Raw genomic sequence first — 25746 nt, forward strand, 5'->3', positions numbered from 1 at the left:
ACCGGCCTGCCTACCGAGGCAGCCCGTGCGGGTATCCCTTCGAGGAGCGGTCGGCGGGCGGCGGGTCGTGGTCCACGGGGAAGAGGGGCAGGGCGCCGGTCATCTCCAGGAGGCGCTGGAGCTGGTGGTTGGGGGCTGCCAGGCGGACGACGGTTCCGGTCTCCTGTGCTGCGCGCCGGGCGGCGAGGAGTGCGTTGAGCGCGGAGGAGTCGCAGAAGGTGATGTCGCTGCAGTCGACCGTCACGGGCTTGGCCGGTGAGGCGTGGGTGAGGGCTTGGGCGAGGGCGAACCGCAGGGCGGGGGCCGTCTCGATGTCTATCTCGCCCGAGGGCCTGATGGCAACGGCGTGCTCCAGGACTTCCACGGCGATGGCGTTGCCGCCGGCCTCCGGGGAAGGGCGTTCGGCCATGGTGGGTCACTCCCAGGTTCGTGGCGTGGCCCCCGAAGCCCGTGGTCCGGTCGGCGGTTCGGGGGAGGGGCGGGTCAGGTGCTGCGTTGGTCGTGGGTTTCCTGGCGGAGCCGGTCGGTGTGCCAGGTCAGGGCGTCGATGCGTTCGGCGAGCTCGGTGTCCTCGGGTCGCAGGTGGGCACGGGTGTCGATCAGAGGGCGGACGAGGCGGGCGGCGTCGTCGTCGGCGAGGGCCAGGTTCAGGTCGCCGACGGCGCCCTCGGCACCCTCGGGGAGACCGGTCAGAGCGGTGACCTGGCCGGCGAGACGGCGCAGGTCGGCCGCGTGGTCGCGGGCCCAGGCGGTCACCGTGCGGTCGGCGGCGCGTGTGTCGCGCGTGGCCTGGACGCGCTGCTCGCCGGTGCTCCCGGCCGCTCCCGGGCGCAGCCGCAGGTAGCGGCGTTCGGCGGCCTGTCGGCTGGCGACCCCTAGCGGGCCCGCGAGGTCGGCCCAGCTCGCGCCCTGCTCGCGGGCGGTCTCGACCAGGCCGCTCTCCCAACCGGCGAGCTGCTCACGGACCTCGCGCAGCATTACCAGCGCGGCCAGAGCGACGTGGGGGTCGGCGTCCGCTGTGGTCGCCGCGGCTTCGGCCGCCGAGGTGCGTGCAGAGGGCTTACGCGCGTCCCTTATGGCCTGGTTGATCGCCTCCAGTGCTGCGGCGGCGGCCGGGAAAGGGATCGGCTCGGGCGGCTCGATGCTCTCGTTCATACGGTCTCCAGTCCGTCACCCTCCGGATGACTTCACACTTGTCATCGTTTCGATGACATGTTACAACGGGAGCACGTTGAAGCGCATTGGCAGTTTCTGCCTGAACCAACTGGAGGTGTTTCGCGATGTTGATGCGCACCGACCCGTTCCGCGAGATGGACCGGATCGTCCAGCAGCTGTCGGGTACGTCTGGCACGTGGTCAAAGCCGTCCGTGATGCCGATGGACGCCTACCGTCAGGGCGACGTGTACGTGATCGCCTTCGACCTCCCCGGTGTGAGCACCGAGGCGATCGACATCGACGTCGAGCGGAACATGCTGACGGTGAAGGCCGAGCGCCGGCCCGCGGAGAAGTCCGACGGCGTGCAGATGGAGCTCTCCGAGCGGCCCCTCGGTGTCTTCTCCCGCCAGGTCATGCTGGCCGACACCCTCGACACCGAGCACATCGAAGCCGAGTACGACGCGGGTGTCCTGACCCTGCGGATCCCGATCGCCGAACGCGCCAAGCCCCGCAAGATCAGCATCGGCGGCGAAAGCGGCCGCAAGCAGATCTCCGGCTGAACCCTCCCGCACCAGCCGGCAGCGGAGGGCGGGAAGAGCCCATTCCCCCTCCGGCACCCCGCCCTCCGCACCCCCTTGGCCCCCTTCACCCCTTTCTCGGAGGTGATGTGATGCCGATGCGCAGGGAATCGTTCCTGACCCACGTCCAGGAACGCGGCGAGTACGAGACCCTGGAAGACGCCGATCGCGTTGCCCGCGTCGTCCTGGCCCTGCTGGGCGCACATCTGGTGGGCACCGTACGGTCCGAGCTCGCCGCCCGCCTCCCCGAAACGTACGCGCTGATCCTCCTGAACCCGCTGGAGGCAGCAGAGCCGCTCTCGCCGGAGCGATTCGTGCGTGCGACCGCGGCCTGGATCGAGGGCGCCACCGAGACGACCGCGCTGTGGGACATCGGCGCGGTCCTGTCCACCACGGCCGCCGCCGCGGGTGACGTCCTGACCCGCGAGGTCCTGCTTCAGCTCCCGCCCGGCTACGACCTCCTCTTCGGCCACCCCCAGCCCACCTGACCAACCAGACCCCTGACCTCCACCGGCCGGAGGACGGATCCTTCGCAGAGAAAGGCAACCGCAGCCATGTACGACCAGCCTCGACCGAACCGGGCCACCCCCGCCATGACGTTCGACCAGATGCTGGAACGCGTGCGCTACGAAGGCGCCTACCCCACCCGCGAACGCGCAGCGGAAGCCGTCCAGTACGTTCTGTCCGCCCTCGGCCGCCAGCTCACCGGCGACGAACGCGTCGACCTCGCCCAGTGCCTGCCCGTCGAGGCCGCCCTCCCCCTGACCGCCCAGATCCCCACCACCGAACCCCTCAGCGGCTGGGGCTTCGTCAAAGACCTTGCCGCACGCACCGGCGCCACCCCCGCCACCGTCCGCTGGGACACAGGCGTCGTCCTTGCCGTCGTCACCCGCCTCGCAGGACCCGACCTCCTCGCCCGCATCCTGCGCCAGCTCCCCGGCGGCTACGCCCTCCTCTTCGGCCAGGCAGAACTGCGCCAGCCCGAGCCCGCCGCCGCCTGACCCACGCCGACAGCGCGCGGACATACGTCGGGGCCGGGACCACACCTGCGGTCCCGGCCCCGACGTATGACGATCAGCGCTTGAAGACGTCCTTGACCTTCTCCTTGGCCTCACGGGCATCGCCCTTGGCCTGCTCCGCACGGCCCTCGGCGGTCATCCGCTCATTGCCCGTCACGCGGCCAGCAGTCTCCTTGAGCTTGCCCTTGGCCTGCTCGCCCTTCGCCTCGGCCTTCTGCTCACCAGACACAGCTGATCACTCCCTCTTCGGTGGAAACGCCTGATGTGGAGCAGACCGTTCAACTCCAGCGTGAACAAGGAGCTGATCAGGTTCGACCACCAGTGCCGTGACCTCGTGTCCGCCCGTGGCGGATCTGCCGGGGGCAGAGGAACGACGTTCGGGGGGTTCCCGAGGTCAAGAGTGGAGTCGACGGCATCCCGCCTCGACAAGGAGAAGAGATGACTCCCCTCACCATGCTCGCCCCCCGCGCGGAGGAGGGCGACACACCGCCCGGCCACTTCGACGACCACCTCGCGGCAAGGCTGCTCGACCAGCGGATCGTCCTCCTGGGCACCCAGGTCGACGAGGTGTCGGCCAACCGGGTGTGCGCACAGTTGCTGCTGCTGTCGGCGCAGGACCCGCGCTCCGACATCGGCCTGTACGTCAACAGCCCCGGCGGGTCGGTCACCGCGGGTCTCGCCATCTACGACACGATGCGGCTCATCCCGAACGACGTCTCGACGCTGGCGATGGGCTTCGCCGCCAGCATGGGCCAGTTCCTGCTCACCGTGGGGACGCCCGGCAAGCGGTTCGCGCTGCCGAACGCGCGGATCATGATGCACCAGCCCTCGGCGGGCATCGGCGGTACCGCCGCGGACATCGAGATCCAGGCGGAGAACCTCCAGTTCACCAAGAAGGCCATCGAGCGGATCACCGCCCAGCACACCGGGCAGAGCGTGGAGACGATCGCGCGGGACGGCGACCGAGACCGCTGGTTCACGGCCGAACAGGCCAGGGAGTACGGGATGGTGGACCGGGTGGTGGAGTCGCTCGCCGACATCCGCCCGGCCACGCCGCGCCGACGGACGGGGCTGTGACATGGGGTCGTACACGGTTCCCTACGTGATCGAGCGGACCGCGCAGGGCGAGCGGTCCTACGACGTCTTCAGCCGGCTGCTGAACGAGCGGATCATCTTTCTCGGCACCGAGATCGACGACGGGGTCGCCAACGTGGTCATCGCGCAGCTCCTGCACCTGGAGTCGGCGAGCCCGGAGCAGGAGATCTCGATCTATCTCAACTCGCCCGGCGGATCGTTCACTTCGCTGATGGCGATCTACGACACGATGACGTTCGTGCAGGCTCCGATCTCCACCTTCTGCGTCGGTCAAGCGTCGTCGACGGCGGCGGTGCTGCTGGCGGGCGGAGATCCCGGGCGGCGGTTCGTGCTCCGGCACGCGCGGGTGCTGCTCGGTCAGCCGGCCAGCGGCGGCCGGCAGGGGACGGTCTCCGACCTCAGCCTCGCGGCCAAGGAGATGGTCCGTATCCGCTCGCAGGTGGAGGAGGTTCTGTCCCGGCACACGCACCACGACGTGGCGACGCTGCGCGCGGACATGGACCGGGAGAAGGTGTTCACCGCCGAGGAGGCCGTGGCCTACGGGCTGGCCGACGAGGTGCTGAGCCGACGGTTCGCGTTCGTCTGAGCCCGCGCGGTCGTGGCCGAGGGCCGGCGAGGCGGCCGGTACGGCGGGGGTGCGCCCCGTCGTACCGGCCGTCGGCCCGGTCCGGTCAGGCGGCGAGGCAGAAGCCGTCGTACTGCGCCGTGGGCGACGTGGGTGACGTGCGGGCCCGGACCACCCGGCTCCGGGCGTGCCGGGCCAGCTCGTCACCGGCGAGCAGGAGCAGGTCGGCGAGGCCGAGCCCGAGGGCCTGGGCGGCGGCCGCGAGCACCTCGGAGGATGCCTCCTTGCGTCCGCGCTCCACCTCCGACAGGTACGGCATCGAGATCCGGGCCGCCTCCGAGACGTCCTTCAGCGTGCGCTCCTGGGCGAGCCGCTCGCGCCGCAGCACGTCGCCGACGAGGTCACGCCACAGCGGCTCCCTCGGCGCGCGTGGCTGTGGACCCCCCATGGGGCGCCGCGGGGCGCCGGCCGCCCCGCCGGAACCGGGCGACGGAGCCTTCGGGCGCAGGGAGATGACGCGGGACTCGTTCGGCGCATGAGTGCTCACCCCCTCACCCTAGGGATCCGGCGCGCGGGGGGAAGGGCGTGGCCTTCTGCCCTGGGTGAAGCCGCGCCAGTGCCTGGGACGACTCGGGTTCGGCGCTAGAGCGGGGTGCGGTAAGAACTCTGTCACCAGCCGCAAACGGGGGCGCTTTGAGACTGAGTAGGGCTGATCGTCAGGTGAGGAGGGCGACGAGGGTGCCTGCTACGACGGCGGCGAGGGTGATGACCGCGACGAAGGTGGTGGCGGCGCGGGTGAGGGCCGTGGGATAGCTGGTGTTGTCCATGCGGGCGAGCTTGCCCGCGCCGGCGGCGGCCAGCAGCGCGACGACGGTCACGAATGCGGTGGTGAGCAGGACGACGGCGACGGTCACGGCAATCTCCCGGTACGCGGTGGGGTGTTGACGTGGTCCAAGGTCGCGGAATCCGTGTTCGCCGGGGTTCGCCGGCAGGAAGATGAACACTGGCGAACACGACGGTCCTGGGGGCACGAACCATGCACGACGAACACGACAGCCTGGACCCGGCGCTGACCGAGCTGCGGGAGAGGCTGACGAGCGGGATGGCCCGCATGCAGCTGAACCAGACGGACCTCGCCAAGCGTGCCGGGCTGGGGCGCACGACGGTGTCGGAGGCGCTCTCACCGGCGAAGCCTGCCCCCTCGCCCCAGACGGTGGCGGCCCTGGCCCGTGCTCTGCAGCTGCCAGTGGAGGAGCTGCTGGAGTTGCAGCGGAGCGCGGTCGAGGACACAGAGGGTGGGGTGCGGTCGGCACCAGGCCGTTCGATCGGTGAGTGGGATCCGCACGACCTGGAGGTCCACCCGGCCGGGCCGGGTGACGCCGCCTCCGGGCCCGGGAGGTCGGGGGCCCGGACGATGCCCGGGTATGTACGGCGCGAGCATGACCGGGTACTGGCCGGGCTGGTGAAGGACGCCGCAGCCGGCCGTAGTCGGGCCGTGGTGTTGGTGGGCAGTTCGTCGACGGGGAAGACGCGGGCGTGCTGGGAGGCAGTACAGCCGCTCGCGGCGCAGGGGTGGCGGCTGTGGCATCCCTTCGACCCGACCCGCGCCCAGGACGCCCTGGAGGACCTGCCTCGTGTCGCGCCGCGCACCGTGGTGTGGCTGAACGAGGCCCAGCACTACCTCGGCGACCGCACGGCGGGCGAGCGGATCGCGGCGGCCGTGCACCAGTTACTGGTGACCGCGGAGTGCGGGCCGGTCCTGGTGCTGGGCACGCTCTGGCCCGAGTACGCCGCCCGGTACACGGCCCTGCCCGCGCCGGGTGAGGGCGATCCATACAGCCGGGTGCGGGAGTTGCTGGCCGGCCGCGTGCTGACCGTTCCCGAGACGTTCGAAGCTCCGGCGCTGGCCGCCGCGTCCGCTCTTGCCGAGGGCGGGGACCGGCTTCTGGCTGACGCCCTCAGCCGTGCGGGCGCCGAGGGGCGGGTCACCCAGGACCTCGCCGGTGCCCCCGAACTCCTCAACCGCTACCGGCACGCGACCCCGGCCGCCGCAGCGGTACTGGAAGTGGCGATGGACGCCCGCCGCCTCGGTGTCGGCCTCCACCTCCCCCAGGCTTTCCTCACCGACGCCGCCGCCGACTACCTCACCGACACCGACTACGACCAGCTCACCGACGACTGGGCCGAGCAAGCTTTCGCCGAACTCGCCGCCCTCGTCCACGGCAAACAGGCCCCCTTGCGCCGCACCACCCCCCGCACCCAGCGACGTCCCCCCGCCCCGTCCCCGGCTCTTCACGGCCCGGCCCCGTCGACCGCGGGACCGGTGTTCCGGCTCGCCGACTACCTCGAACAGCACGGCCGCACCAGCCGCAGGCACCTGTGCCCGCCCGCGTCGTTCTGGCACGCCGCCCACACCCACCTCACCGACCCCGACGACCTCGGCAACCTCACCCAGGCAGCCGAGAACCGGCACCGCCTGCAATGGGCCCACTCCCTCCGCCACCGCGCCGCCGACCACGGCAACACCAACGCCCTATTACTTCTGGCCGTGATGCAGGACGAGGCCGGGGACCGGGAGGGTGCCGAAGCCTTCTACCGGCAGGCCGCCGACTACGGCAATGCCGAGGCCCTGAACCGCTTGGCCGTGATGCGGGAGCGGGCCGGGGACCGGGAGGGTGCCGAAGCCTTCTACCAGCAGGCCGCCAACCACGGCAGCCCCCACGCCCTGAGCCGCTTGGCCGTGATGCTGGAGCGGGCCGGGGACCGGGACGGCGCTGAAGCCCTGGCCCGGCAGGCCGCCGACCACGGCAGCCCCTACGCCCTGGTTCACCTGACTGTGATGCTGGAGCGGGCCGGGGACCGGGACGGCGCCGAAGCCCTGGCCCGGCAGGCCGCCAACCACGGCAGCACCAACGGCCTGCACCGCCTGGCCGAGATGCGGGAGGAATCCGGGGACCGCGACGGCGCCGAAGCCCTGGCCCGGCAGACCGCCAACCACGGCAGCACCAACGGCCTGCACCGCCTGGCCGAGATGCGGGAGGAATCCGGGGACCGCGACGGCGCCGAAGCCCTGGCCCGGCAGACCGCCAACCACGGCAACGCCGACACCCTGTACCACCTGGCCCAGATGCGGGGGCTGGCCGGGGACCGGGACGGCGCCGAGGCCCTCTACCGGCAGGCCGCCGACCACGGCAGCACCAACGGCCTGCTGCGCCTGGCCCTGGTGCGGGAGCTGGCCGGGGACCGCGACGGCGCCGAAGCCCTGGCCCGGCAGACCGCCGACCACGGCAACGCCGACACCCTGTACCACCTGGCCCGTATGCGTGAGCGGGCGGGGGACCGCGACGGCGCCGAAACTCTCTACCGACAGGTCGCCGACCACGGCAACCTCGATGGCCTGGTTCACCTGGCCGAGATGCGGGAGGAGGCCGGGAACAGAGACGGCGCCGAAGCCCTCTACCGGCAGGCCGCCGACCACGGCAGTACCCAAGCCCTGGTTCACCTGGCCGAGATGATGGAAGAGGCCGGGGACCGGAACGGCGTCGAAGCCGTGATCCGGCAGGCCGCCGACCACGGCAAGGCCGACGCCCTGTACCGCCTGGCCGAGATGCGGGAGCAGGCCGGGGACCGCGACGGCGCCGAAGCCCTGGCCCGGCAGACCGCCGACCACGGAAACCCTCGCGACCTGTACCGCCTGGCCATGGAGCCTGGAATCTTCACCAGGCTGTGGCCGTATGGCCTGGACCCGGACGGCACACCTACATCTCCATGGCGAGCGTCCGTGTTGATTGAGCGGACCGTACCGCCGGGCACGCCGTAGGGATTCCGCCGTTTGCGGCTGGTGACAGAGTTCTTACCGGCACCCCTAGTGGTACGCGGCGCGGGTGTCGCCGAGGACGTACCCGCTGGAGATTCCGGTGGCTCCCGGGCGAGCGGTACCGTCCCGGTAGACGAAGGGGACGCCATGAAGTGGAACGAGCGCACCACCGGTCAGCGAATCAAGCTGCTGCGCGGAGCCGTCACTCAGGAAGAACTCGCCGAGAACGCGGGCCTGTCCATCGCCACGGTCCGAAAGGCCGAGCAGGACCGGGGCCAAATCTCGCTGCCCACCCTCCTGCGGCTCGCACACGTCCTGGGCGCCGACATCCCTGTGATCGTTGGCCAGCAGGCCCCCCGGAGGGCGCTGCTCGCGGACGACCGGACCACCCTGCGCGAGCTGTCGCGCACGGTCCACGACACCGCCGCGGGGATCGGCACCGACAGGGAACCCGTCGACTTCGCCGACGATCTCGCGGCGGGATGGGACGCCTACCGGGCCGGGCGTATCGGGGTGGCCGGGCAGTTCGCCGCATCCTGCGTCAGGGACGCGGCGACGGCCCTGGCGGACGCCGCCGAGGACCGCCGCATGGCCGCACGCGGAGTTCTCGCCGATGCCTACCGCCTGGCCGCCTACGTCGCCAACCAGTTCGGAGTCCGCGATCTCGCGTACGCCGCCATCGGCCACGCCGCCGACTAGGCCCGGCAGGGAGGCGATCCGGTGCGGGAAGCCTCCGTGGCTTCCGGGCGGTCGTGGGTCTACCTGCGAGATGCCCGACTCGATGACGCCGAGCGCACCGCGGACATCTCCTACACCAGCATCGAACCGGCGTACAGCGACCGTGATCCCGTACTCCTCGCGACCTACGGGTGGCACGTCACCTTCGCGGCCGTCGTCGCAGCCCGTCAGGGAGATACCGCCGCCGCCGAGGATCTGCTGTCCCAGGGCTTCGCCGTAGCCGCCCGGCTGGGGCGTGACGTCATGGTCAACGGCACCGCGTTCGCCCCGCCGCCGTCACCGCCCAGGCCGTGGGTATCGCCGTGTCCACCGGCAAGGCCGGAAAGGCCCTGAACCTCGCCAAGGAGGTGCACGACTGGTCCTCACTGCACCAGGCCGCACAGAACCGGCTCCAGCTCGACATCGCCCTCGCCCAGTGCGACACGCGGCAGTACGACACCTGCCTGGACACCCTGCTGACGGTGTGCAAAGAGCACCCGGAATGGGTGCGACACCAGACCCTCCCCGGCGTCATCGCCCAACGCGCCGGCTACGCCACCACCTCCCGCTCCCGGAAAATCGCAAAGATCATCGGGGCCGCCCTCGCGTAACTGCTACGCCTCGTAGCACTCCACCCCTGCACAGATCCCGGTAGTGCTACACCCGCGCTCTTCACTCTCTGCGACGGCACGATCACTCTGAAGGGGTCAGCAGGCGGCCGGTCCCCGTCGTCCCCCTTCGGGACCGGCTGCTCTCCCTCCAGCCCGAGGAGTGCTCCATGACCGAGCCCCTCCCGCGCCGCACCACCGGCGTCAGCAGACGCAAGGCCGCCGCACACCCGCTGCCCGGATCGCCGAGCCGGGACCTACGGCTTCGGGCGGCCGGCGGCTGGGAGAAATTCATGCGCCGCACCGAGATCCAGCCCGGGGACGAGACATGATCGACGCCCCCCGCCCCGCCTCCCACCAGGAACTCCCCACATGGCTGTTCGAGGGCGCCCGCGTCCTCGACCCCGGTCGGGACCCTGAAGCGGTCGTCCAGGCCATCGCCGACTTCGAGGACCCGGCCACCCGTCGTCTCATCAGGAACGCCGTGTTCCTGAGGCCCGAGGGCGGCGGCAAGGAGTGGATCATCGCCCCAGAGGCCGCCCGCCCCGCAGACGAGCGCTAGAGCCGCTCAAAGGCCCCCGCCCCGAACTTCCTGCAGCACCACCGCCCGGGACGGGATGCACCATCCCCTGCACCACTCGCATACACCGAAGGGAGCACCACCATGACCAGCAGCACCCAGGTCAACAACCTGACGCGGCGTCTGGACCACTCCGTTCCGGACGGCGACTTCGTCCCGGCCGCGGCCGTCGGGTCACTGACGCGTCGGCTAGACCATTCCGTCCCGGACGGCGATTTCTCGCCAGAGGGTACCGAGAGCTGATCTCGGTACTGAACTGATGCCGCCTGGTTGACGGCATGGCGGGCCGGCTCGGGCTCCCATCCTGAGCCGGCCCGCCGCGCTCTGCGCCACCGCCCGCTCCAGCACCTGCACGTCTCGACCAAGGAGAGTTCGCATGCAGACCACCATCGCCACCCGCGTGGAGTCCGGATCCTTCTTCGATCTCAGCCGGGAGGATCCGGCGCTGACCCGTCTGCGCGAGGACGACGCCGAGCCGGCCCTTCCGTTCGCCCTGATGGAACGTCTCGTGAAGTCCGGCATCCCCTACGCCGAGCACGCCCGCGCCCTGAGTAGCGACACCGTGCACGTGTCCGGAGCCAGCTTCGACTGGTACGGCGCCGGCCTGCCCCGGCAGATCGCAGGCGAGATCAACCAGGCGGACTACGAGATCGTTGAGCACACCGACGGGCGCCGTGCCGCGCTGACTCAGGCGCTGGAGCGGCTGGCCTCGGCCCACCCCGAAGGCTTCGCCCGCGTGCAGGAGTTCGTCCGGGGACTGCTGTGGGTGGGGCTCAAGCCCGGCACCCGCACCTCATCACTGACCAGCTCCAGCGACCCGGCGCTGCCCTACGTCATCGTGTTCTCCGAGAAGGCGCGGCACCACATCCCGCCGAACACCGTCAGTGAGGAGCCGTCCCACGTCTTCCTGGCGGAGAACCTCCTGCACGAGGCGGTCCACCAGTCGGTCAGCTTCCACGTCCTCCAGCATCAGGTCTTCGCCGACGGATACTCCTCGAAGACCTCCCCCAAGATCGAGATCGCGTGGCGCGCTACGCAGGGGGTGGCCCGCAACCAGTTCTGGGAGGTGGACCGGACCTTCCACGCGACCTGCGTGTACAACCAGCTCCTGCGGTTTCGTCGGAGCGAACTCGATCGCGACGACCTGACCACCAACGAGCGCGTAAGCTTCCAGGCGGCCTACGACGAGGGCATGCCGGCCGTCAGCTACCTCATGGGCCAGCTCGAACTCCTGGATGAGCACTTCACCGTGCACGGCAGGGAACTGCTGGCCGACCTGCGTCACCAGACCGACCAGCTCTAGCACCGGCGACCGGAGCGAGGACCGGACAAGGGAGAGACGAGTGCTCCAGCACCTCATCACGCAAGATGAGGACCTGCGCATGGTCCCCACCGACCACGATCAGTTGACCACCGCCGTAGAGAAGATCCGCGAGGAACTCCAGGCGCTCCCCGAAGGTGCGGACATCGCCAGGACCCGTGTCCTGGCCCGGTGGGCCGGCATCGGCCTGCTGAGCCTGGGCCACCACGACGACGCACGCGTGTTCCTGCGGCAGGCGCTCGACCTGGCCACAGCCAGTGGCAACTCCCGGGCTGTCATCGCCACCGAGCTCAACCTCGCCGACGCGTACCGCTACGCCGGTGAGGCGCAGACCGCTGAAGTGCTCTCCGCAGGGCCTTGGACGGCGCCCGAGGCCAGCACCCGGAACTCGTCGACTTCGCCCTCCAGCACCTCGGCAAGCACCTCATGGAGCAGGGCAGCCTCACCCTGGCCCGCGCCCACCTTCAGGAAGCCCTGCGGCTGCGGACCGCCAAGGGCGACGCCGGGCTGATCGAATCCACCCAGGCCGCAGTCGACCGGGTCGAACTGCTGATCCGCCACGCAAGCGCTGATACGGCCGCGTCAGCGGATAGTGGGGCAGAAGCGGCACAGTGGAGCAGGCGATGGACCTCATGGCTCCAGTCCCGCACCACGGCCCTGGCGTCGGCCCGGTGGGAGGAGGGGTTTCCTGCTCTCCGGGACGCCGTACGCGATCTCACCGCGCACGAGCGGGTGCACCCCCGCCACCTGCGTGGTCAGTCGTTCCCCGTCGAGTTACTCGCCGGCATGGAGGAGGAGGCCGAGAAGGCCCTGGCCGCCGACGGATACCTGCACAACGGCAAGTGGAACGCGGCCGTCGGCGAGGCGGCGAACCGATTCGCGGGACAAGTCGATCTCGCCGCTGTCGTAGCGCGGACCACCGGTCTGGAGGTCGAGCAGCCTCACAACGGCGTCTACATCGCTTACCTGGAGGAGGGGCAGTTCCTTGACTTCCACGTTGACGAATTCGGCTTCGGCGAGGCCAACCTGATCCTGTGCCTCAGGCACGAGCGCCTCACCGCGGCCCCTACGGTGAGCTGCACCGTCTTCATCGACGCCAGCGGCTACCTCGAATGCGATCTCGCACCGGGAGACTGCGTCGTGTTCGATGGAGCGCTCCCGCCCCACGGCCGGACGCCCCTCGGCGCCGGAGAGAGCGTCATTCTCGTCAGCTTCGGCTTCCACGCACGCGATCAGGCTCCGCGTACGCTCGCCCACCTCCCACCGGTCCCGCTCTGAGGACGGCGTCTAGGGCCTGTCCGGCGGATCATGTGACCTTCCGGTCGGATGTTCGTTGGTCCGGGCATGGGTCGGGGGGATCTGACGAACATGGAGTGGTCGATTCTGGAGCCTCATCTGCCGCCTTCGGGCGGACGCGGCGGCCGGTGGAGCGACCATCGCACCGTCATCAACGGGATCATCTTCAGGGTCCGCACAGGAGTTCCGTGGCGTGACCTACCGGAGCGGTACGGCCCTTGGAAGACCGTCTACGAAAGACATCGCCGCTGGTCGGCGGACGGCACCTGGGACAGGATCCTGTGCGCCGTGCAAGCCGACGCCGATCTCGGCGGCCGGATCGACTGGAGCATGATCGGCGTGGACTCGACCTCGTGCCGGGCCCACCAGCACGCGGCCGGCGCCAGCAAAGCCACGCCCCGGATCCCGAAAAAGGGACGACGCCCCGACACCACCGCACCGACGAGGGGCTCGGCCGGTCCCGGGGCGGTCTGACCTGCAAGGTTCACCTCGCAGGGGAAGGCGGCTGCCGCCCTCTCGCACTGCTGCTGACACCGGGGCAGTGGGGCGACGCGCCACAGATGGTGAACGTCCTCGAACGAATCCGGGTACCCCGCCCGAACGGCGGGCGCCCTCGAACCCGCCCGGACCGCGTCAGCGGCGACAAGGCGTATAGCTCCCGCCGAAACCGCCGCTACCTGCGAAGACGCCACATCAAGCACACGATTCCTGAGCCGAGGGACCAGCGGGCCAACCGCAGACGCCGTGGCAGCAAGGGCGGCCGCCCCGCTGGCTTCGACAAGGAGCAGTACAAGCGACGCAACGAAGTCGAGCGGACCATCAACCGGATCAAGAACTTCCGAGCCGTGGCAACCCGCTACGAGAAACGGGCCTACGTCTTTCACAGCACCGTCACCGTCGCCTCGATCCGGCTATGGCTTCGGACGTGATCCGCAGGACGGAAGACGAGCGCTATTCGACGGTGATGTCTTCGTAAGTGATCGTCACCTGCTCCGTCGCGGGCCCGGATTCGGACGCTCCCAACGACGGCCCCTCCCAGCGGGACGCCCAGGCGTTGCTGAGGTGGATGCGGCGGACGGTCTGCTTCTGCGCGTCTTTCAGCGCGATCGTGATGTTCTGGCGGGCGGAGTCGAGGTCGGCGTTGACCAGGGTGGCCTTGATCCAGTCGGTGAACGCGGTGCTCTTGTCCAGGCCGCGGGTGACCGTGATCTCGCCGGACTTGCGCGCCCCCGGCTGCTTGCGAACGATCAGCTCACCGGTCGCCGAGGCCTGCCGGGTCTCCACTACGTCCTGCTCCAGAGTGAGTCCCGAGACGTCCTGGACGGTCTCCACCTGGAACTTGCCAAGCTCGATGGCGAATGCACTGCTGCTGAAGGTGTCACCGGTCAACACGTTGTATGCCCTCCACTGCTCATGACTGAAGGGCCGGTGGTCATCTCTGCCGACCCGCTACGCATGTGACTAACGCCACGAGCATGAGGAGGTCACATGATCCGCCGGACAGGCCCTAAGCCCCGGAAGGAGACGCCCCCTTGCCCAGGCCTTCGCCCGTCCTCGTCCCCGCGCAGATAGCCGTGGCCGCGCACTGTCTCCTTCGCCCGCCTCGCCTTCGGGGAGCGGGCCGAGCGCTCCGGCCTCACCCTGGAACAGGTCGCGGCGCTCGCCACCGAGCTGGTATCCAAGGACGCGGCAGCCGTCTCCCAGCCGAGGTAGGACCCGCCATGTTCGAGGCCCCCGCTCCCGCCACCGTCGACCGGATGCTGGCCGCCCAGCGGCACGCCGCCGATCAGTTCGGCCTGTGTGCCACCGGCCGCCGGGTGTGGGGGTACCGGGGCCGCACCCTTTCGGGCGCCGCAGGCCCGCACTGGCTGCGCGTGGTCTGCGCCGAGGCCGGCACCGAGGGCGGCATCCTGTGGGACGGCCCGTCCACCTCCCGCGCCCTCCCCGTGTCGGTGCCACGCCCCGACCTGTTCCGCATCCGGTACTGGACCACCGACGGCTACGCGCTGGCGGCCCTGGACGCCCTCGCCGACGTCCCGCCGCCGGCGGACCGCGAGGACGTACGGGAGGAGTACCTGCGCCGCGTCATCCCCCAGTTCACCGGCCACCAGGCCGACGCCGTCACCTGGTCCACCGCCCACGGAGACCTCCACTACGGCAACGTCACCCGGGGCCCGCACATCCTGGACTGGGAAGGGTGGGGCCGCGCCCCGTACGGCTACGACGCGGCCACCCTGTACGTGTACGCGCTGCTGACCCCCGAGACGGCCACCCGCATCCGGGCCCAGCTGGCCTACGTCCTGGACCGGCCCAAGGCACGCACCGGCCTGCTGACCGTCTGCGCCCAGGTCCTCCAGGCCCAGGACCGCGTCGACTTCTACGCCGAGCTTGCCGGCCCCGTGCGCGAGCACCTGGCCCACCTGTAGCCGCGTCCGTCCACCTCTACACGGAGTCGACCCTGTGCTGCCGCCCGACGGCCGGCGTTGGTGGGCGCGAGAAGGCGCGGGACCACGCACTGACGCGATTGTCTTGACGCATCAGCCGCCGTCGTCCTGGCCGTGGGCGAGGATCGGCAGCAGCGCCTCGGCCGCGTCGCACACGGTGCAGGCCGTCGTGCCGGGCCGCGCGAGCGCGTCGAGCGCCTGCACCGTGCCCAGCGGATGCGCGCGGTCGGTGGCGTTCCGGCAGCCCTCGGCGTGGACGGTGGCCGGGCGGCCGTGGGCGCGGCCGTCGAGCAGCCACGCCCACCGGGCCGGCGCCGAGGTACGGGTACGCGGGTGGGCCGGGATGCCGCCCAGGTCGATCCCGGGCAGAGGGCGCAGCTGCTCGGCGGTGACCCACGTGCCGTACTCGGCCGGCTCGACGCCGCCACCCACGGCGGTCTGCCACAGGGGCACGCCGATGCGGTACATCCACAGTCCGGTGTCGAGCTGCTCGCGTTCGTAGAGCCGTACCCGCTCGATGGCCTGCCCGTCAGGGAGGACCAGGGTGATCGGGGCCGACGGGGAGGCATCGGGCACGGTCAGGGGCGGGACGGCAGCGCTTGCCGGGCCTGCCTACAGGGAACGCAGAGCGGTGACGCCGGAGCGCCGTACCGTGCGCAGGGAGATCCGCACCGGGCGCAGGGGCTGGTCTGGCTGGGTGCCCAGGTGGCGACCTGCGGGCGGGGCTTGGTGGTGGTCTGCTCGCTCATGCTGCACCCTCCCTTTCTGTCGATGCGGAGGTGTGGGTGGCGCGCCGCAGCTCGACGCCGCCGGTCCGCCAGGCGGTGGGGGTCGCCCAGTGGGGGTGGGTGCACAGGGTTCCGGAGAGGGCGATCAGTCGGCGCCGCAGCGCGGTCGTACCGGCCGTGGTGGGGGCCTGCGCGAGTTCGGCGTAGGTCTGCTGCCACGCCTTCTGGAGCGTGATCAGGTCCTCGGGGGAGCGGAACGGTGGTCTCACACTTTCAGTGAAACATATGTTCGATTTTCTTCGCGACTGCCGCACCCTGGGCATGCTGCCGGGTGTGACTGAGCGTCGTAGTTGGCCAGTGAGCGCGCTACTTGGCCAGTTGTGCGCTCGGCGGGTTGCAACCGGTACCGAGGTACAGGTTTACCGTCGGAGGTGTCCCCACCTGCGGGACGCGATGACGGGAGTGAGCCCGATGAGTGATCTTGCGTGGGTGCCGCAGTCCTGCACGCTGCCCACCGCCGAGCGGCCCCTGCGGGTCGCCGAGTGGGATGCGCTGTTCGCCGAGCAGCTGACCTCGCTGTCGAGGCCGCAGCCGCTCCACCTGCGCCTTGACCTGGCCGGCGGGCCGGGTGTCGAGGACCGCGTCCGGGGCCTGGTGGAGCGCGAGAGCGGCTGCTGCTCGTTCTTCACCTTCACCACCACCTCCGGCGAGCACCTGATTCGGCTGGACATCTCCGTGGACCAGGCTTACGAGGCGGTCCTGGACGCGCTGGCCGCACGGACCGCCGCCACCGCCGGAGAGCAGCGGTGAGTACGGGCCTGCGCAGTGGGCAGGTGGCCGAGGCGGCCGGGGTGAACGTCCAGACGCTGCGCTACTACGAGCGGCGTGGCCTGCTGGCCGAGCCGGAGCGCAGCAACGGCGGTCACCGGCTGTACGGCGAGGACGCGGTGACCGCCCTGCGGGTGATCAAGGCCGCCCAGCGGCTCGGGTTCACGCTGGAGGAGGTCGCCGAGCTCCTGGAGGCCGGCCGCCACCGGCACGGCCGCCCCGTCGCCGGGCTCCAGGACCGGGCCGCAGCCAAACTCGCCGAGGTCGACGCGAAGATCGCCGACCTGACCACCATCCGCACCGCCCTGGCCGCCGCCGTCGAGGCCGGGTGCGACGACCTGACCGTCTGCGCCTCCAGCACATGCTGCCCCATCCCCTTCACCGACCTCGCCGAGGAGAACCGCCATGCCGGACCCTGCTGCTGACCCCCAACCCAGCCGTGCCCCGAAGGCACTCGGCGGCCTGGCCGCACTCGCCTGCGTGGCGTGCTGCGCGCTCCCCGTCCTGATCACCGCCGGGGTCGTCGGCGCCGGGGCCGGGGCGGTGGTGGGCTGGCTTCCCGCCCTCGCCGTCGTCCTGGCCGTGCTCGCCGCCGGCACCTGGTGGTACGGCCAGCGCCGCCGCTCCTGCTCCTGCGCCCCTAAGACCGCAGGTCAGGACGGGTGCGGCTGCAAGGCATCCGGCGACCCGTTGAAGATCACGAGCGCGGGCCGCCGGTAGGGTCAGCCGGTATGACTGTCGCTCGTTCCGTTGCCCTGTTCGTCGTCGCCGCCCTGTTCGAGATCGGCGGCGCCTGGCTGGTGTGGCAGGGCATCCGCGAGCACAAAGGCTGGATCTGGATCGGCGCCGGCGTCATCGCGCTGGGCCTCTACGGGGTCGTGGCGACCTTCCAGTCCGACGACAACTTCGGCCGCATCCTCGCCGCCTACGGCGGGATCTTCGTCGCCGGGTCGATCGCCTGGGGCATGGTCGCCGACGGCTACCGCCCCGACCGCTACGACGTCATCGGAGCCCTGGTCTGCCTTGCCGGGATGGCCGTGATCATGTACGCGCCCCGCAGCCACTGACCTACTCCTCGTCCACCGCGTCCGGATCGCGCAGCGGCCGCAGGCCGCCGGGCAGGTCCGGCAGGGAGAAGGAGTAGCGGCCCAGCATGTTGATGTGGTGCCGCACGAACGGCGAGAGGCGGGCCACGTCCTGGTCGCGGACCTCGAAGCCGTCGGCCCGCAGACGGGTGACCGCGGCGTCCATGTACCGGGTGTTGAACAGCACCAGGGCGTTGAGGACGAGTCCGAGGGCGCTCAAACTGTGATGGCACGGGACAGTGGCGCTCGGATCAGCGTTCTGGGCAGCTGGCCTGCGCTAGCGCGGCGTCGTCTGCTGGCTGTCCGTGTCCGTGAGCGGCGCGGTCCGGTTAGGGCGGGCATGAAGATCCGTATCGTGCTGGCCGGCGTCCTCGCTGCTGCCGCGCTGCCGCTGGCCCTGGCTGGCAACAGCACCGCCGCTCCCGCTCCCACCCCGGAGATCCGGGTGAAGACCGCCCAGGGCCTGGACGCCTGCCCGACCGCGCACCTGTGCCTCTACGAACACGAGCAGTACAACGCCTCCGGCCCAGCCCGTATCTGGCTGTTCGGCAACAACGGCGCCGCCGATCAGGTCGAGTACAACCTGAAGGACAGGCAGCCCGCACACAAGGGCCGCTCGGCCTTCGACAACACCAAGCTCTACACCGTGACCCTGCGCAACGAGTGGACCATCCAGGAGTCCGGCGACATCATCGCCCTGGCCCCCGGGGAGAAGCTCCCCAGCCTCGACGTGACGAGCGAGTGGGGCGGCCGCCTGGCCTCCTACAGCCGCACGGAGCAGGGCACGTACCTGTACGACTACAGGCCCCAGGCCGTGAACCTGAACGACCACGTCGGCTCACTCCTTCTGGAGAAGGCCCCCGTGCGCCCCCGGGGGGAGAACCATGCGCACGGGCACTTCCTGCCGGCGGGGCACTCGGTGGTCGTGCCGGCCGTGCCGGCCGTGCCAGTTGCCTAGGTGGCCCCATAGCCCAGCTTGGTGAAGCTGTAGCGGCGCGGCCCTGGAGTCGCCTTCGGCTGGTCTGGCGGACCCTGGAAGGGGGACGCGCACGCCGTGAGGGAGGACCTCGTGACGCTCAGGCCGCCGGTGGAGCCGATGCTGGCGCAGGCCGCGGAAGCCGTGCCGGGCCCGGCCGCTGTGCGGGCGGGGGTGGCGTACGAGCAGAAGCTGGACGGTCACCGGGCGCTGCTGTTCACCGCGGCCGGCCCGGGCGGCACGGTGGTGGTGCAGACCCGTCGCGGGGCGCTGGTGCAGGACCGGTGGCCGGACCTGGTGGCGGCCGCCGAGGCGCAGCTGCCTCACGTCCTGGTCCTCGACGGCGAACTGGTCGTCTGGGACACCGAGGCCGGCCGGTTGTCCTTCGAGGTGTTGCAGCGCCGGGCCGCGACCCGCGCCCGCGGCGCCCTGGCCCTCGCCGCGCGGTGGCCGGCCTACTTCGTCGTCTTCGACCTCTTGCAGCACGACGGCCAGGAGCTCCTCACCCGCCCGTACGTCGAGAGGCGCGCCCTGCTGGAGAACCTGTTCTCCGAGCACGCCCTGAGCGTACCGTGGACGCTCGTCCCGCAGACGACGGACCTGGCCACAGCACGAGAGTGGCTGGAGTCCTGGACGGACGTGTCCGGGGTGGAGGGGATCCTGGTCAAGCCCCTGAACGGCCGCTACCTGCCCGGCTACCGGGGATGGACCAAGATCAGACGCCGGGACACCACGGAGGCGATCGTCGGCGCGATCACCGGAACCCTGACCCGCCCCGGCCTCCTCGTCCTCGGCCGCCACGACCACGACGGCCGGCTGCGCGCGGTCGGCCGGACCGTACCGCTGCGCCCGGACGCCGCCCGGCAGGTCGCCGAGCACCTCACCGCGGCCGCACCCGGACACCCGTGGACGGGGGCCAAGTTCTCGGCGACGTGGGGGAGCCGCGACGTCCTCGACACCACCCTCGTCCACCCCGCTCTGGTCGCCGAGGTCAGCGCCGACCGGGCCGTCGACCACGGCTGGATCTACCGCCACCCGCTCCGCTTCCAACGGCTGCGTCTGGACGTGGGCCTTGGAGACGTGCCCAGGTTCGGCCGGGGGCCGACCGCGGCCGCCGGCTGACGGGGAGGGGGCCCGATCGTGTGAAACCCCGGATTGTCGGGTCTCAGCCGCTCTTCTTGATCCACTAGCGTCGGCCTGCGGTGCTACGAACTGTTGACGAGCGAGAGGCCACCCCATGGGCTACCTGCGCAGTACCAGCTTCCTGATCTACGCCGACCCCAAGGCTGGGGAGAGCAAGCCCAGCGACGCCGACGCGGCCCAGCGCAGCGCCGACGATGCCGCCAAGGCGGCGATGAAGGACCTGGACACGCAGATCGACGTCCTCGCGTTGAAGGCGCACACGGTCGAAGGCATCACGGAGGAGCAGGTCCGTTCATTCGCCAAGGACATCCTGAAGGCAAAGGCCAAGAAGACGGGGCCCATGATGCTCACCGCCGAGGAGCTGACGCAGATTAAGTCGAAGTACCTCAAGCCCGACGCGCTCTACGGCGTGGAGGGGACTCCCGGGCATCTGCTGCAGATGGTCTTCACGGCCGTCGTGCACTACGAGGCCGCTGAGAGCAAAGCCAACTTCCAGGCGAACATCGAGCGCTTGCAGGGGCATGAGGACCAGGCGTGGCGGACCTCTCACGGGGTGGTCCGGTTCGGTGATGACGGACGCCTGGGGGTCAACGGGGTCGCGCCGGAGTACCAGTGGAACGAGGACAAGAAGGACTTCGAGAAGACCGCCAACGCCGACTGGGCCCCGCGTACGGCCCCGGCACTGTGGGTGAAGGTCGCGGAAGGCGGCTGGGCGAAGGACGGGCACTGGGGCGGGCATCTCCAGGTCACCTGCCGTACCGAGAAAGGCTCGTGGATCGAGTCCACGGACGGGTGGGTGAAGCCGAAGTCGGCGAAGGGCGACCCGGTCAGCTTCTACGACATGGGCGACTGGTACGAGATCTGGCAGGGCACCCGCGACAACGGTGGTAAGCCGCTGGTGATCCACAACAATGGCCTGCGGTTCGTGAAGGACGCGACGCCGGCCAAGTTCAACGTCCAGGACGGCACGAAGAGCTGACCGGCCCGCTGCCGTGCCGGCGCAACGACCGCGCCTGCCCCCAGCCTCGGGAGGGCAGGCGCTTCGCCTTGTACGTCATGGCTTTGTTCACGAGATCCAGATCCGACAGCAGATGTTCACCAGTTTCGGTTCTGGCTCAAGTTCTGTGGGGTCGCGTCACGTGGGCCGGTCGCCCGACGTCGCCCAAGCCACCGACCTGGCGATTCCCTCTCCCTCGACCGCGCTCTGCCGGGCGACCGCGCCGCACCACAGAAGTTGTGCCAGAACCTTCTCGGGCTCTGGCACAACTTCTGTGGACCCATGGCAGAGGTCTCCGGCTTCCCGGATAAGGATTCGTCCGCAGCGAACGGTGTCTCTACCCTGAGTCGCAGCGGGAGTGCGCGCATTCCCGCAGGTTGCAGTGCCGTGGCAGAGCGGCCCATTGCGATCGACGTGGGCGAGGTCCCTCCCACGGCGACTGACGGAGACGGAGCGGACCTGCTCCCATCTGTCCGCGGGTTCAAATCCCGTCGGCACTGCAGCCGACCTGGACGTGGTCCAGCGCACGGACCTGTCGCATCGCGCCAGGTCCACAGAAGTTGTGCCAGAGCCCCAGTTTCGACAGCACCAATGCGCTGTTCGATTGTGCTGTGGGGAGTCCTGACCGTGGGCGGCCGCCAGGCCTCACTCGCGAGTAGGCCCTGGGAGGTCTGCGACCGGTGTTGCCGTTCTCGGGCCAGGACAGGGTCTCGATGATCCGCTGGTGACGACATCGACTGGTGTCGCGTCCATCGATTCCCTTCGAGCATCCGATCGGACGATCCCGGCGTCCCGCCTCGTGCAGGCGAGTGAACGTGAGCAGGCTCGCGAGGGCGAACCCGGCGGACAAAACCGATGCGGCCGCAAGATCGACTGCGGCGGCACGGCCGGTCGGCCGATGCGGGCATGACCGCCGGTCGCGTCCGCTTTCGCCTACCCGTCTGGAATCTCCTATGCATCCCCTGCCCCACTCCTCCGCCGACACCTCGCCGACCGGCCAAGCCTCCGCAGCCAGTGCAGCCTCCGGCGTCGGCGCGCATCTCGTACGACGGCACGGTGAGGCCGGCGAATGCGGGTTCACCCTGCTCGGGCGACGGTGGCACCTCCTGCCCGAGGTGTTCGCGCCGACGCACACCGACTCGACGGAACTGTTCACCCGGTGGCTGCCCTTCCCCGCAGAGGGGTCTTTCCTGGAAATGGGCTGCGGGGCGGGGGTCACCGCGGTGACCGCCGCGCTCGAAGGGTGTGCGCGGGTCACGGCGGCCGACATCAACCCGGAAGCCGTACGCAACACCCACCTCAACGCCACTCGCCACGGCGTCGCCGACCGGGTCGAAGCGGTACGCAGCGACCTCTTCGATGCTCTGGATCCCGGGGCTCGGTTCGACGTCGTCTTCTGGAACTCGAACGTGGTCCACGCCCCGGCCGACTTCGCCTACACCCGTGACCTGGAATACGCGGTCTTCGATCGCGACTACGCGGCGCACCGCCGCTACATCCGCGACGGGTTGGCCAGGCTGTCCGGCGCCGGGCGCCTGTTTCTGGGCTTCAACAGCCTGGGCGACACGGCACGGTTGGACGCGGCGGTCGCGGAGGCAGGTGCGCGGATCACCGAGCACACCGCGCTGACCCGCCGTGCAGGCGATGTCCCCGTGGCCTTCCGACTGATGGAAATCACCCGCTGAAGCGATACAGAGGCGATGAGCACTGTCCCGGATCCCGGCGGTACGAAGCCGATCTGCGCAGGTTGTTCGAACCCGCGAGACCGGGAGCGCTGTCGAAACCGGTGAACATCTGCTGTCGGACCTCGTGAACGAAGCCATACGTCAAGTCTCTCGGTGATCCTGGTGTTCAGGTGGTCGTAGTGATCGCCGCACACCGCGGTCCGCAGCCGCTCGTTGCCAGGCTTCGGCCGGCGGCGGTTGTCACGGGGATGCAGTGGCGTTTCGGCGGTGAACCGGGGCGCTCGGGTGGGTGAACCGGGCCGGGGAGGCCTGTTGCTGACGGTGCGGAAACGGTGAAAAGGTGGAGTCGAGTGGCCGCTGGCCGTGACAATCTGCTGGCCTCGCTAGGTCCTTTTGAGCGGAGGTACACGGTCCGTGGGTGTCAATGTCAATCCCACCGTCAGCAGGCGCCGGCTGGGATCGGAGCTCCGTCGGCTCCGGGAGATGAGGGGTATGACGACGCCGCAGGTGGCGGAGAGCCTGCTGATCTCCGAGTCCAAGATCAGTCTCATGGAGAACGGCCGTCGTCTCATCAAGCTGCGGGACGTGCGCGATCTCTGCGGGCTGTACGGAGTCCAGGACCGGAGGCTCGTTAACCACCTGATGCAGCTGGCCAGGGAATCGGGGCAGCAGGGCTGGTGGAACGCTTACGGTGACACCCCTTACGGCGCCTACATCGGCCTGGAGGCCGAGGCCGCGGCGATCCGATGCTACGAGCCCCTGGTGATCCCCGGCCTGCTGCAGACCCCCGCCTACGCCCGGGCGGTCATTGCAGGATCGATCCCTCAGGTCGCCGCCGAACAGGTCGCCACACGCCTTCGCGTACGGCTGCGGCGCCAACGCCGGCTGGGCGCCAGGGGCAACCCACTGCGCTTATGGGCCGTACTGGACGAATCGTCACTGCGGCGCGTCGTAGGCCGCCGCGAGGTCATGCGCGAGCAGCTGGACCATCTGATCCACATCGGATCCCAGCCGCACATCACCGTGCAGGTTCTCCCCCACGATGTGGGGGCGCACCCTGGCGTCTCGGGGCAGTTCGCGCTGCTCGAGTTCGCCGACGCCGCCGACGCGAGCTTGGTGTATTTGGAAAGGTTCACCAGCGATCTCTATCTGGAGAAACGATCCGACGTCAGGCTCTACAGCGATATGTATGCGCACCTGCAGGCTCAGGGGCTGAGCCCGGACGGTACCCGGAATTTCATCGACGAAGCCAACAAGGCGTACGTCGGCAAGGAATTTGGCCCAGACGCCCGCACGCCGTCCCGGCCGGACCCGTGAGTGCTGTGCGGTACGCATCCTGACATCGAAAGCCGAGCCCCTGGACGACGTGTCCAGGGACTCGGCTTCGGGCGATGTCGAGACCGGTCGGTCAGAGGCGTGAGGCTGTCACGCCTGCCATGTGCCGGCTAGTCCTGTCGGGTTGTTGCACCTCGGTGGGTCCGCTTCATGGCGAAGAAGGCCGAGCCTCCGATGAAGGCCAGCGCGACTGCGGTGGCGGCCGCGATGCTCGCCTCGCTGCTTGAGCCGGTCGTGGCGAGGTTCTGCGACGCCACCTTCGGCTGCCGGTTGGTGGCGGCGCTCACGGGGGCGAAGTTGACGCTCTTGGCGGTGTGGCCGGGGCGGAACTGACCCAGAGCGTCGTCGAGGCCACCGGGCAGGAAGTCGGCCCACGGGGGCTTGCCCTGGTCGTGGCCGGGCTTGCCGTGGTCGTCGGGGCCGTCGTGACCGTGGCCGGGCTTGCCGTGGTCGTCGTCGCGACCGTGGTCCTCGTCGCGACCGTGCTCGCCCTCGTGGCCCTCGTCGTCCTCGTCGTGACCGTGGTCGTGGTCGCCCGAGTCACCCTTCTCGCCCTTGTCACCGCGAGGCCCCTTGGGTCCTGCGGGTCCTGCGGGTCCTGCGGGTCCTGCGGGTCCTGCCGGTCCTGCGGGTCCTGCGGGTCCTGCGGGTCCGGCGGGTCCGGCGGGTCCAGCAGGTCCCGCGGGTCCTACGGGTCCGGCAGAACCGGTGGGTCCGGCGGGGCCGGGAGCCCCGTCGGGGCCGGGTGCACCGGGTGCACCGGGTGCGCCGGGGCTGCCGGACGGGCCGGGGGAACCGGGTGCACCAGGGGCGCCGGGGCTACCGGACGGGCCAGGCGCGCCGGGGCTGCCGGACGGGCCAGGGGAGCCCGTCGGGCCGGGGGGGCCGGGCTCACCCGTCGGGCCGGGAGAGCCGGTGGGGCCGGGCGAGCCCGTCGGTCCGGGAGGTCCGGGCGGGCCGGCGGCGCAGGTCGGCACCGTAATGGTGTTGTTGTCCATCGTGACCGCGGCCACACGCGCCAGGGCGCGGCCTTCGATCACGGCGCTGTTGTTCAGCGTGATGGACTGCATGGCCAGGATGGTGCCCTTGAACTGGGTGCTCGTGCCGAGGGTGGCGGCGCTGCCCACCTGCCAGAACACGTTGCAGGCATTGGCTCCGTTGATGAAGGCCACGGAACTCGACGAAGCCGTGGTCAGGGTCGAGGGGATCCGGAAGATGAAGACGGAGTTGGGGTCGTTCTGGCCGTCGAGGGTGACCGTCCCGGTGAGTTGCAGGGAGTCCGGGGACGCCGGGGCCGTGTAGACGCCGGGCGCCAGCGTCAGTCCGCCGATCTCGTCCGAAGCGAGAATGGTCCCGGGCCCCCGGCCTGCCGCGTCGTCGTAGGCGACGACCAGGTCGGACTTCGCCTGAGCGGCGGCGGCGTTGGGGGCCACGCGCGTCACTCCGTTGACGATGCCGGGCGGGAAGCCGGTCACCGACGTGCCCGGATAGAGGCCCAGGTCGCCGTTGATGACGGTGGGGTTCGTGTTGGTGACCGTCGAACCGGCCAGGACCCCGTAACTGGCGGTGGTCCCCAGCAACACGGGGGCTTCTGCGGCGTGGGCGAGGGTCGGGACCAGGGCGGCCGACGCCAGGAGCGTTGCGGGGAGGAGGGCAAAGGCTCCCCGTTTGAGCAGACTGCGTTGAGGGCTCGTGTCGGGTGGAGCCGACCGGATGACATCCAATGCCATAGCAGGACCTCTCTTGTTGCTGGTCAGGGCCGCCGGCCCGCTGC

Annotated in this window: 34 protein-coding genes, 1 tRNA gene and 1 pseudogene; 26 read left to right on the plus strand and 10 right to left on the minus strand. The window is 70.4% G+C overall.

Annotation, left to right across the window (positions count from 1 at the left end):
- Nucleotides 1–10: 10 nt before the first annotated feature.
- Nucleotides 11–409 carry an STAS domain-containing protein gene (locus JYK04_RS01335; protein ID WP_202186006.1) on the minus strand — a complete coding sequence of 133 codons (399 nt, stop codon included), beginning with the start codon at nucleotides 407–409 and terminating at the stop codon, nucleotides 11–13.
- A 74-nt stretch (nucleotides 410–483) separates the two neighbouring features.
- Nucleotides 484–1155, minus strand: a complete 672-nt coding sequence (locus JYK04_RS01340; protein WP_202186007.1) for an HSP18 transcriptional regulator — start codon at nucleotides 1153–1155, stop codon at nucleotides 484–486.
- A 125-nt stretch (nucleotides 1156–1280) separates the two neighbouring features.
- On the opposite strand from JYK04_RS01340, the gene JYK04_RS01345 reads away from it, so the two are divergent.
- From JYK04_RS01345 to JYK04_RS01355, 3 genes are all read left to right on the plus strand, one after another.
- Nucleotides 1281–1715 (plus strand): Hsp20/alpha crystallin family protein, encoded by a 435-nt coding sequence (locus JYK04_RS01345; protein WP_189748824.1) that lies wholly within the window; start codon nucleotides 1281–1283, stop codon nucleotides 1713–1715.
- Between the two features lie 110 nt (nucleotides 1716–1825).
- Entirely contained in the window at nucleotides 1826–2221 is a 396-nt protein-coding gene (locus JYK04_RS01350; RefSeq protein ID WP_189748393.1) for a DUF2267 domain-containing protein, read from the plus strand.
- 66 nt (nucleotides 2222–2287) lie between these two features.
- The gene (locus tag JYK04_RS01355) at nucleotides 2288–2734 is read left to right on the plus strand and encodes a DUF2267 domain-containing protein (RefSeq protein WP_189748391.1); all 447 of its coding nucleotides are present in this window, start codon (nucleotides 2288–2290) and stop codon (nucleotides 2732–2734) included.
- Between the two features lie 73 nt (nucleotides 2735–2807).
- Here the strand turns inward: JYK04_RS01355 and JYK04_RS01360 are convergent, their stop codons facing one another.
- On the minus strand, nucleotides 2808–2981 hold the full coding sequence (locus JYK04_RS01360; RefSeq protein WP_189748389.1) for a CsbD family protein: 174 nt from the start codon (nucleotides 2979–2981) through the stop codon (nucleotides 2808–2810).
- A 209-nt stretch (nucleotides 2982–3190) separates the two neighbouring features.
- On the opposite strand from JYK04_RS01360, the gene JYK04_RS01365 reads away from it, so the two are divergent.
- Together JYK04_RS01365 and JYK04_RS01370 are read left to right on the plus strand one after the other, a co-directional pair.
- A complete protein-coding gene (locus JYK04_RS01365; RefSeq protein WP_229876972.1) occupies nucleotides 3191–3829 on the plus strand; it encodes an ATP-dependent Clp protease proteolytic subunit in 639 nt (212 codons plus the stop codon).
- A gap of 1 nt (nucleotide 3830) precedes the next feature.
- Nucleotides 3831–4433 carry a ClpP family protease gene (locus JYK04_RS01370; protein WP_189748386.1) on the plus strand — a complete coding sequence of 201 codons (603 nt, stop codon included), beginning with the start codon at nucleotides 3831–3833 and terminating at the stop codon, nucleotides 4431–4433.
- 85 nt (nucleotides 4434–4518) lie between these two features.
- On the opposite strand, the gene JYK04_RS01375 is transcribed toward JYK04_RS01370, so the two are convergent.
- Both JYK04_RS01375 and JYK04_RS01380 read right to left on the minus strand, forming a co-directional pair.
- Nucleotides 4519–4959, minus strand: coding sequence for a helix-turn-helix domain-containing protein (locus JYK04_RS01375; protein ID WP_189748383.1), 441 nt, complete (start codon nucleotides 4957–4959; stop codon nucleotides 4519–4521).
- Between the two features lie 169 nt (nucleotides 4960–5128).
- Nucleotides 5129–5326 carry a hypothetical protein gene (locus JYK04_RS01380; RefSeq protein WP_229876971.1) on the minus strand — a complete coding sequence of 66 codons (198 nt, stop codon included), beginning with the start codon at nucleotides 5324–5326 and terminating at the stop codon, nucleotides 5129–5131.
- Nucleotides 5327–5448: 122 nt separating this feature from the next.
- Between JYK04_RS01380 and JYK04_RS01385 the strand changes: the two genes are divergently transcribed.
- The 10 genes from JYK04_RS01385 (at nucleotide 5449) to JYK04_RS01420 (ending at nucleotide 13680) form a co-directional block, all read left to right on the plus strand.
- Entirely contained in the window at nucleotides 5449–8232 is a 2784-nt protein-coding gene (locus JYK04_RS01385; protein WP_202186008.1) for a tetratricopeptide repeat protein, read from the plus strand.
- 144 nt (nucleotides 8233–8376) lie between these two features.
- Entirely contained in the window at nucleotides 8377–8928 is a 552-nt protein-coding gene (locus JYK04_RS40925) for a helix-turn-helix domain-containing protein (protein WP_229876970.1), read from the plus strand.
- A 21-nt stretch (nucleotides 8929–8949) separates the two neighbouring features.
- Nucleotides 8950–9300, plus strand: a complete 351-nt coding sequence (locus tag JYK04_RS40930) for a hypothetical protein (protein ID WP_229876969.1) — start codon at nucleotides 8950–8952, stop codon at nucleotides 9298–9300.
- Nucleotides 9270–9557: a hypothetical protein gene (locus JYK04_RS40935; protein WP_229876968.1), complete on the plus strand. Its 288-nt coding sequence runs from the start codon at nucleotides 9270–9272 to the stop codon at nucleotides 9555–9557. The genes JYK04_RS40930 and JYK04_RS40935 overlap by 31 nt, the downstream gene beginning before the upstream one ends.
- 167 nt (nucleotides 9558–9724) lie before the next feature.
- Nucleotides 9725–9886, plus strand: coding sequence for a hypothetical protein (locus JYK04_RS01395; RefSeq protein ID WP_189748376.1), 162 nt, complete (start codon nucleotides 9725–9727; stop codon nucleotides 9884–9886).
- The gene (locus tag JYK04_RS01400; RefSeq protein WP_189748373.1) at nucleotides 9883–10116 is read left to right on the plus strand and encodes a hypothetical protein; all 234 of its coding nucleotides are present in this window, start codon (nucleotides 9883–9885) and stop codon (nucleotides 10114–10116) included. Before JYK04_RS01395 ends, JYK04_RS01400 begins: the two co-directional genes overlap by 4 nt.
- Nucleotides 10117–10218: 102 nt before the next feature.
- Nucleotides 10219–10377, plus strand: a complete 159-nt coding sequence (locus JYK04_RS01405) for a hypothetical protein (RefSeq protein WP_189748370.1) — start codon at nucleotides 10219–10221, stop codon at nucleotides 10375–10377.
- A 133-nt stretch (nucleotides 10378–10510) separates the two neighbouring features.
- The gene (locus JYK04_RS01410; protein ID WP_189748368.1) at nucleotides 10511–11437 is read left to right on the plus strand and encodes a hypothetical protein; all 927 of its coding nucleotides are present in this window, start codon (nucleotides 10511–10513) and stop codon (nucleotides 11435–11437) included.
- Between the two features lie 375 nt (nucleotides 11438–11812).
- On the plus strand, nucleotides 11813–12733 hold the full coding sequence (locus tag JYK04_RS01415) for a hypothetical protein (protein WP_189748366.1): 921 nt from the start codon (nucleotides 11813–11815) through the stop codon (nucleotides 12731–12733).
- Nucleotides 12734–12799: 66 nt separating this feature from the next.
- Nucleotides 12800–13680 (plus strand): IS5 family transposase gene (locus tag JYK04_RS01420; RefSeq protein WP_189748396.1). Its coding sequence is split into 2 segments (ribosomal slippage): nucleotides 12800–13166 and nucleotides 13166–13680, totalling 882 coding nucleotides; the frame shifts between segments, so codons are not numbered across the junction.
- A 22-nt stretch (nucleotides 13681–13702) separates the two neighbouring features.
- Here the strand turns inward: JYK04_RS01420 and JYK04_RS01425 are convergent.
- Nucleotides 13703–14143, minus strand: a complete 441-nt coding sequence (locus JYK04_RS01425; protein ID WP_189748364.1) for a phage tail protein — start codon at nucleotides 14141–14143, stop codon at nucleotides 13703–13705.
- A 329-nt stretch (nucleotides 14144–14472) separates the two neighbouring features.
- Between JYK04_RS01425 and JYK04_RS01430 the strand changes: the two genes are divergently transcribed.
- The gene (locus JYK04_RS01430; protein ID WP_189748362.1) at nucleotides 14473–15177 is read left to right on the plus strand and encodes a phosphotransferase; all 705 of its coding nucleotides are present in this window, start codon (nucleotides 14473–14475) and stop codon (nucleotides 15175–15177) included.
- 111 nt (nucleotides 15178–15288) lie between these two features.
- Here JYK04_RS01430 and JYK04_RS01435 read toward each other — a convergent pair whose 3' ends face one another.
- The gene (locus JYK04_RS01435; protein ID WP_189748360.1) at nucleotides 15289–15771 is read right to left on the minus strand and encodes a DUF6233 domain-containing protein; all 483 of its coding nucleotides are present in this window, start codon (nucleotides 15769–15771) and stop codon (nucleotides 15289–15291) included.
- Nucleotides 15772–15940: 169 nt separating this feature from the next.
- Nucleotides 15941–16192: a hypothetical protein gene (locus JYK04_RS01440; protein ID WP_229876967.1), complete on the minus strand. Its 252-nt coding sequence runs from the start codon at nucleotides 16190–16192 to the stop codon at nucleotides 15941–15943.
- Between the two features lie 202 nt (nucleotides 16193–16394).
- On the opposite strand from JYK04_RS01440, the gene JYK04_RS01445 reads away from it, so the two are divergent.
- The 4 genes from JYK04_RS01445 to JYK04_RS01460 are packed head-to-tail and all read left to right on the plus strand — an operon-like array spanning nucleotide 16395 to nucleotide 17818.
- The gene (locus tag JYK04_RS01445) at nucleotides 16395–16733 is read left to right on the plus strand and encodes a hypothetical protein (RefSeq protein ID WP_189748357.1); all 339 of its coding nucleotides are present in this window, start codon (nucleotides 16395–16397) and stop codon (nucleotides 16731–16733) included.
- On the plus strand, nucleotides 16730–17176 hold the full coding sequence (locus JYK04_RS01450; RefSeq protein ID WP_189748356.1) for a MerR family transcriptional regulator: 447 nt from the start codon (nucleotides 16730–16732) through the stop codon (nucleotides 17174–17176). The genes JYK04_RS01445 and JYK04_RS01450 overlap by 4 nt, the downstream gene beginning before the upstream one ends.
- Entirely contained in the window at nucleotides 17157–17471 is a 315-nt protein-coding gene (locus JYK04_RS01455; protein WP_189748355.1) for a hypothetical protein, read from the plus strand. Before JYK04_RS01450 ends, JYK04_RS01455 begins: the two co-directional genes overlap by 20 nt.
- A gap of 11 nt (nucleotides 17472–17482) precedes the next feature.
- On the plus strand, nucleotides 17483–17818 hold the full coding sequence (locus JYK04_RS01460; RefSeq protein ID WP_055616634.1) for a YnfA family protein: 336 nt from the start codon (nucleotides 17483–17485) through the stop codon (nucleotides 17816–17818).
- 1 nt (nucleotide 17819) lies between these two features.
- Here the strand turns inward: JYK04_RS01460 and JYK04_RS01465 are convergent.
- Nucleotides 17820–18056 (minus strand): annotated as a pseudogene (locus JYK04_RS01465) (Tn3 family transposase); the annotation flags it as partial.
- 120 nt (nucleotides 18057–18176) lie between these two features.
- Between JYK04_RS01465 and JYK04_RS01470 the strand changes: the two are divergent.
- The 6 genes from JYK04_RS01470 (at nucleotide 18177) to JYK04_RS01495 (ending at nucleotide 23954) form a co-directional block, all read left to right on the plus strand.
- A complete protein-coding gene (locus tag JYK04_RS01470; protein ID WP_189748354.1) occupies nucleotides 18177–18794 on the plus strand; it encodes a hypothetical protein in 618 nt (205 codons plus the stop codon).
- A gap of 111 nt (nucleotides 18795–18905) precedes the next feature.
- Nucleotides 18906–19934, plus strand: coding sequence for an ATP-dependent DNA ligase (locus JYK04_RS01475; RefSeq protein WP_237410251.1), 1029 nt, complete (start codon nucleotides 18906–18908; stop codon nucleotides 19932–19934).
- A 115-nt stretch (nucleotides 19935–20049) separates the two neighbouring features.
- Nucleotides 20050–20934: a hypothetical protein gene (locus JYK04_RS01480; protein WP_189748732.1), complete on the plus strand. Its 885-nt coding sequence runs from the start codon at nucleotides 20050–20052 to the stop codon at nucleotides 20932–20934.
- A 399-nt stretch (nucleotides 20935–21333) separates the two neighbouring features.
- Nucleotides 21334–21452: transfer RNA gene (locus JYK04_RS01485), tRNA-Gly, on the plus strand.
- Nucleotides 21453–22067: 615 nt separating this feature from the next.
- A complete protein-coding gene (locus JYK04_RS01490) occupies nucleotides 22068–22637 on the plus strand; it encodes a methyltransferase domain-containing protein (RefSeq protein ID WP_229876950.1) in 570 nt (189 codons plus the stop codon).
- Nucleotides 22638–23051: 414 nt separating this feature from the next.
- On the plus strand, nucleotides 23052–23954 hold the full coding sequence (locus JYK04_RS01495) for a helix-turn-helix domain-containing protein (protein WP_189748138.1): 903 nt from the start codon (nucleotides 23052–23054) through the stop codon (nucleotides 23952–23954).
- A gap of 128 nt (nucleotides 23955–24082) precedes the next feature.
- Here the strand turns inward: JYK04_RS01495 and JYK04_RS01500 are convergent, their stop codons facing one another.
- Nucleotides 24083–25555, minus strand: coding sequence for an ice-binding family protein (locus tag JYK04_RS01500; protein WP_229876949.1), 1473 nt, complete (start codon nucleotides 25553–25555; stop codon nucleotides 24083–24085).
- Between the last annotated feature and the right edge of the window lie 191 nt (nucleotides 25556–25746).

The organism is Streptomyces nojiriensis (assembly GCF_017639205.1).
GTDB classification, from domain to species: Bacteria; Actinomycetota; Actinomycetes; order Streptomycetales; family Streptomycetaceae; genus Streptomyces; species Streptomyces nojiriensis.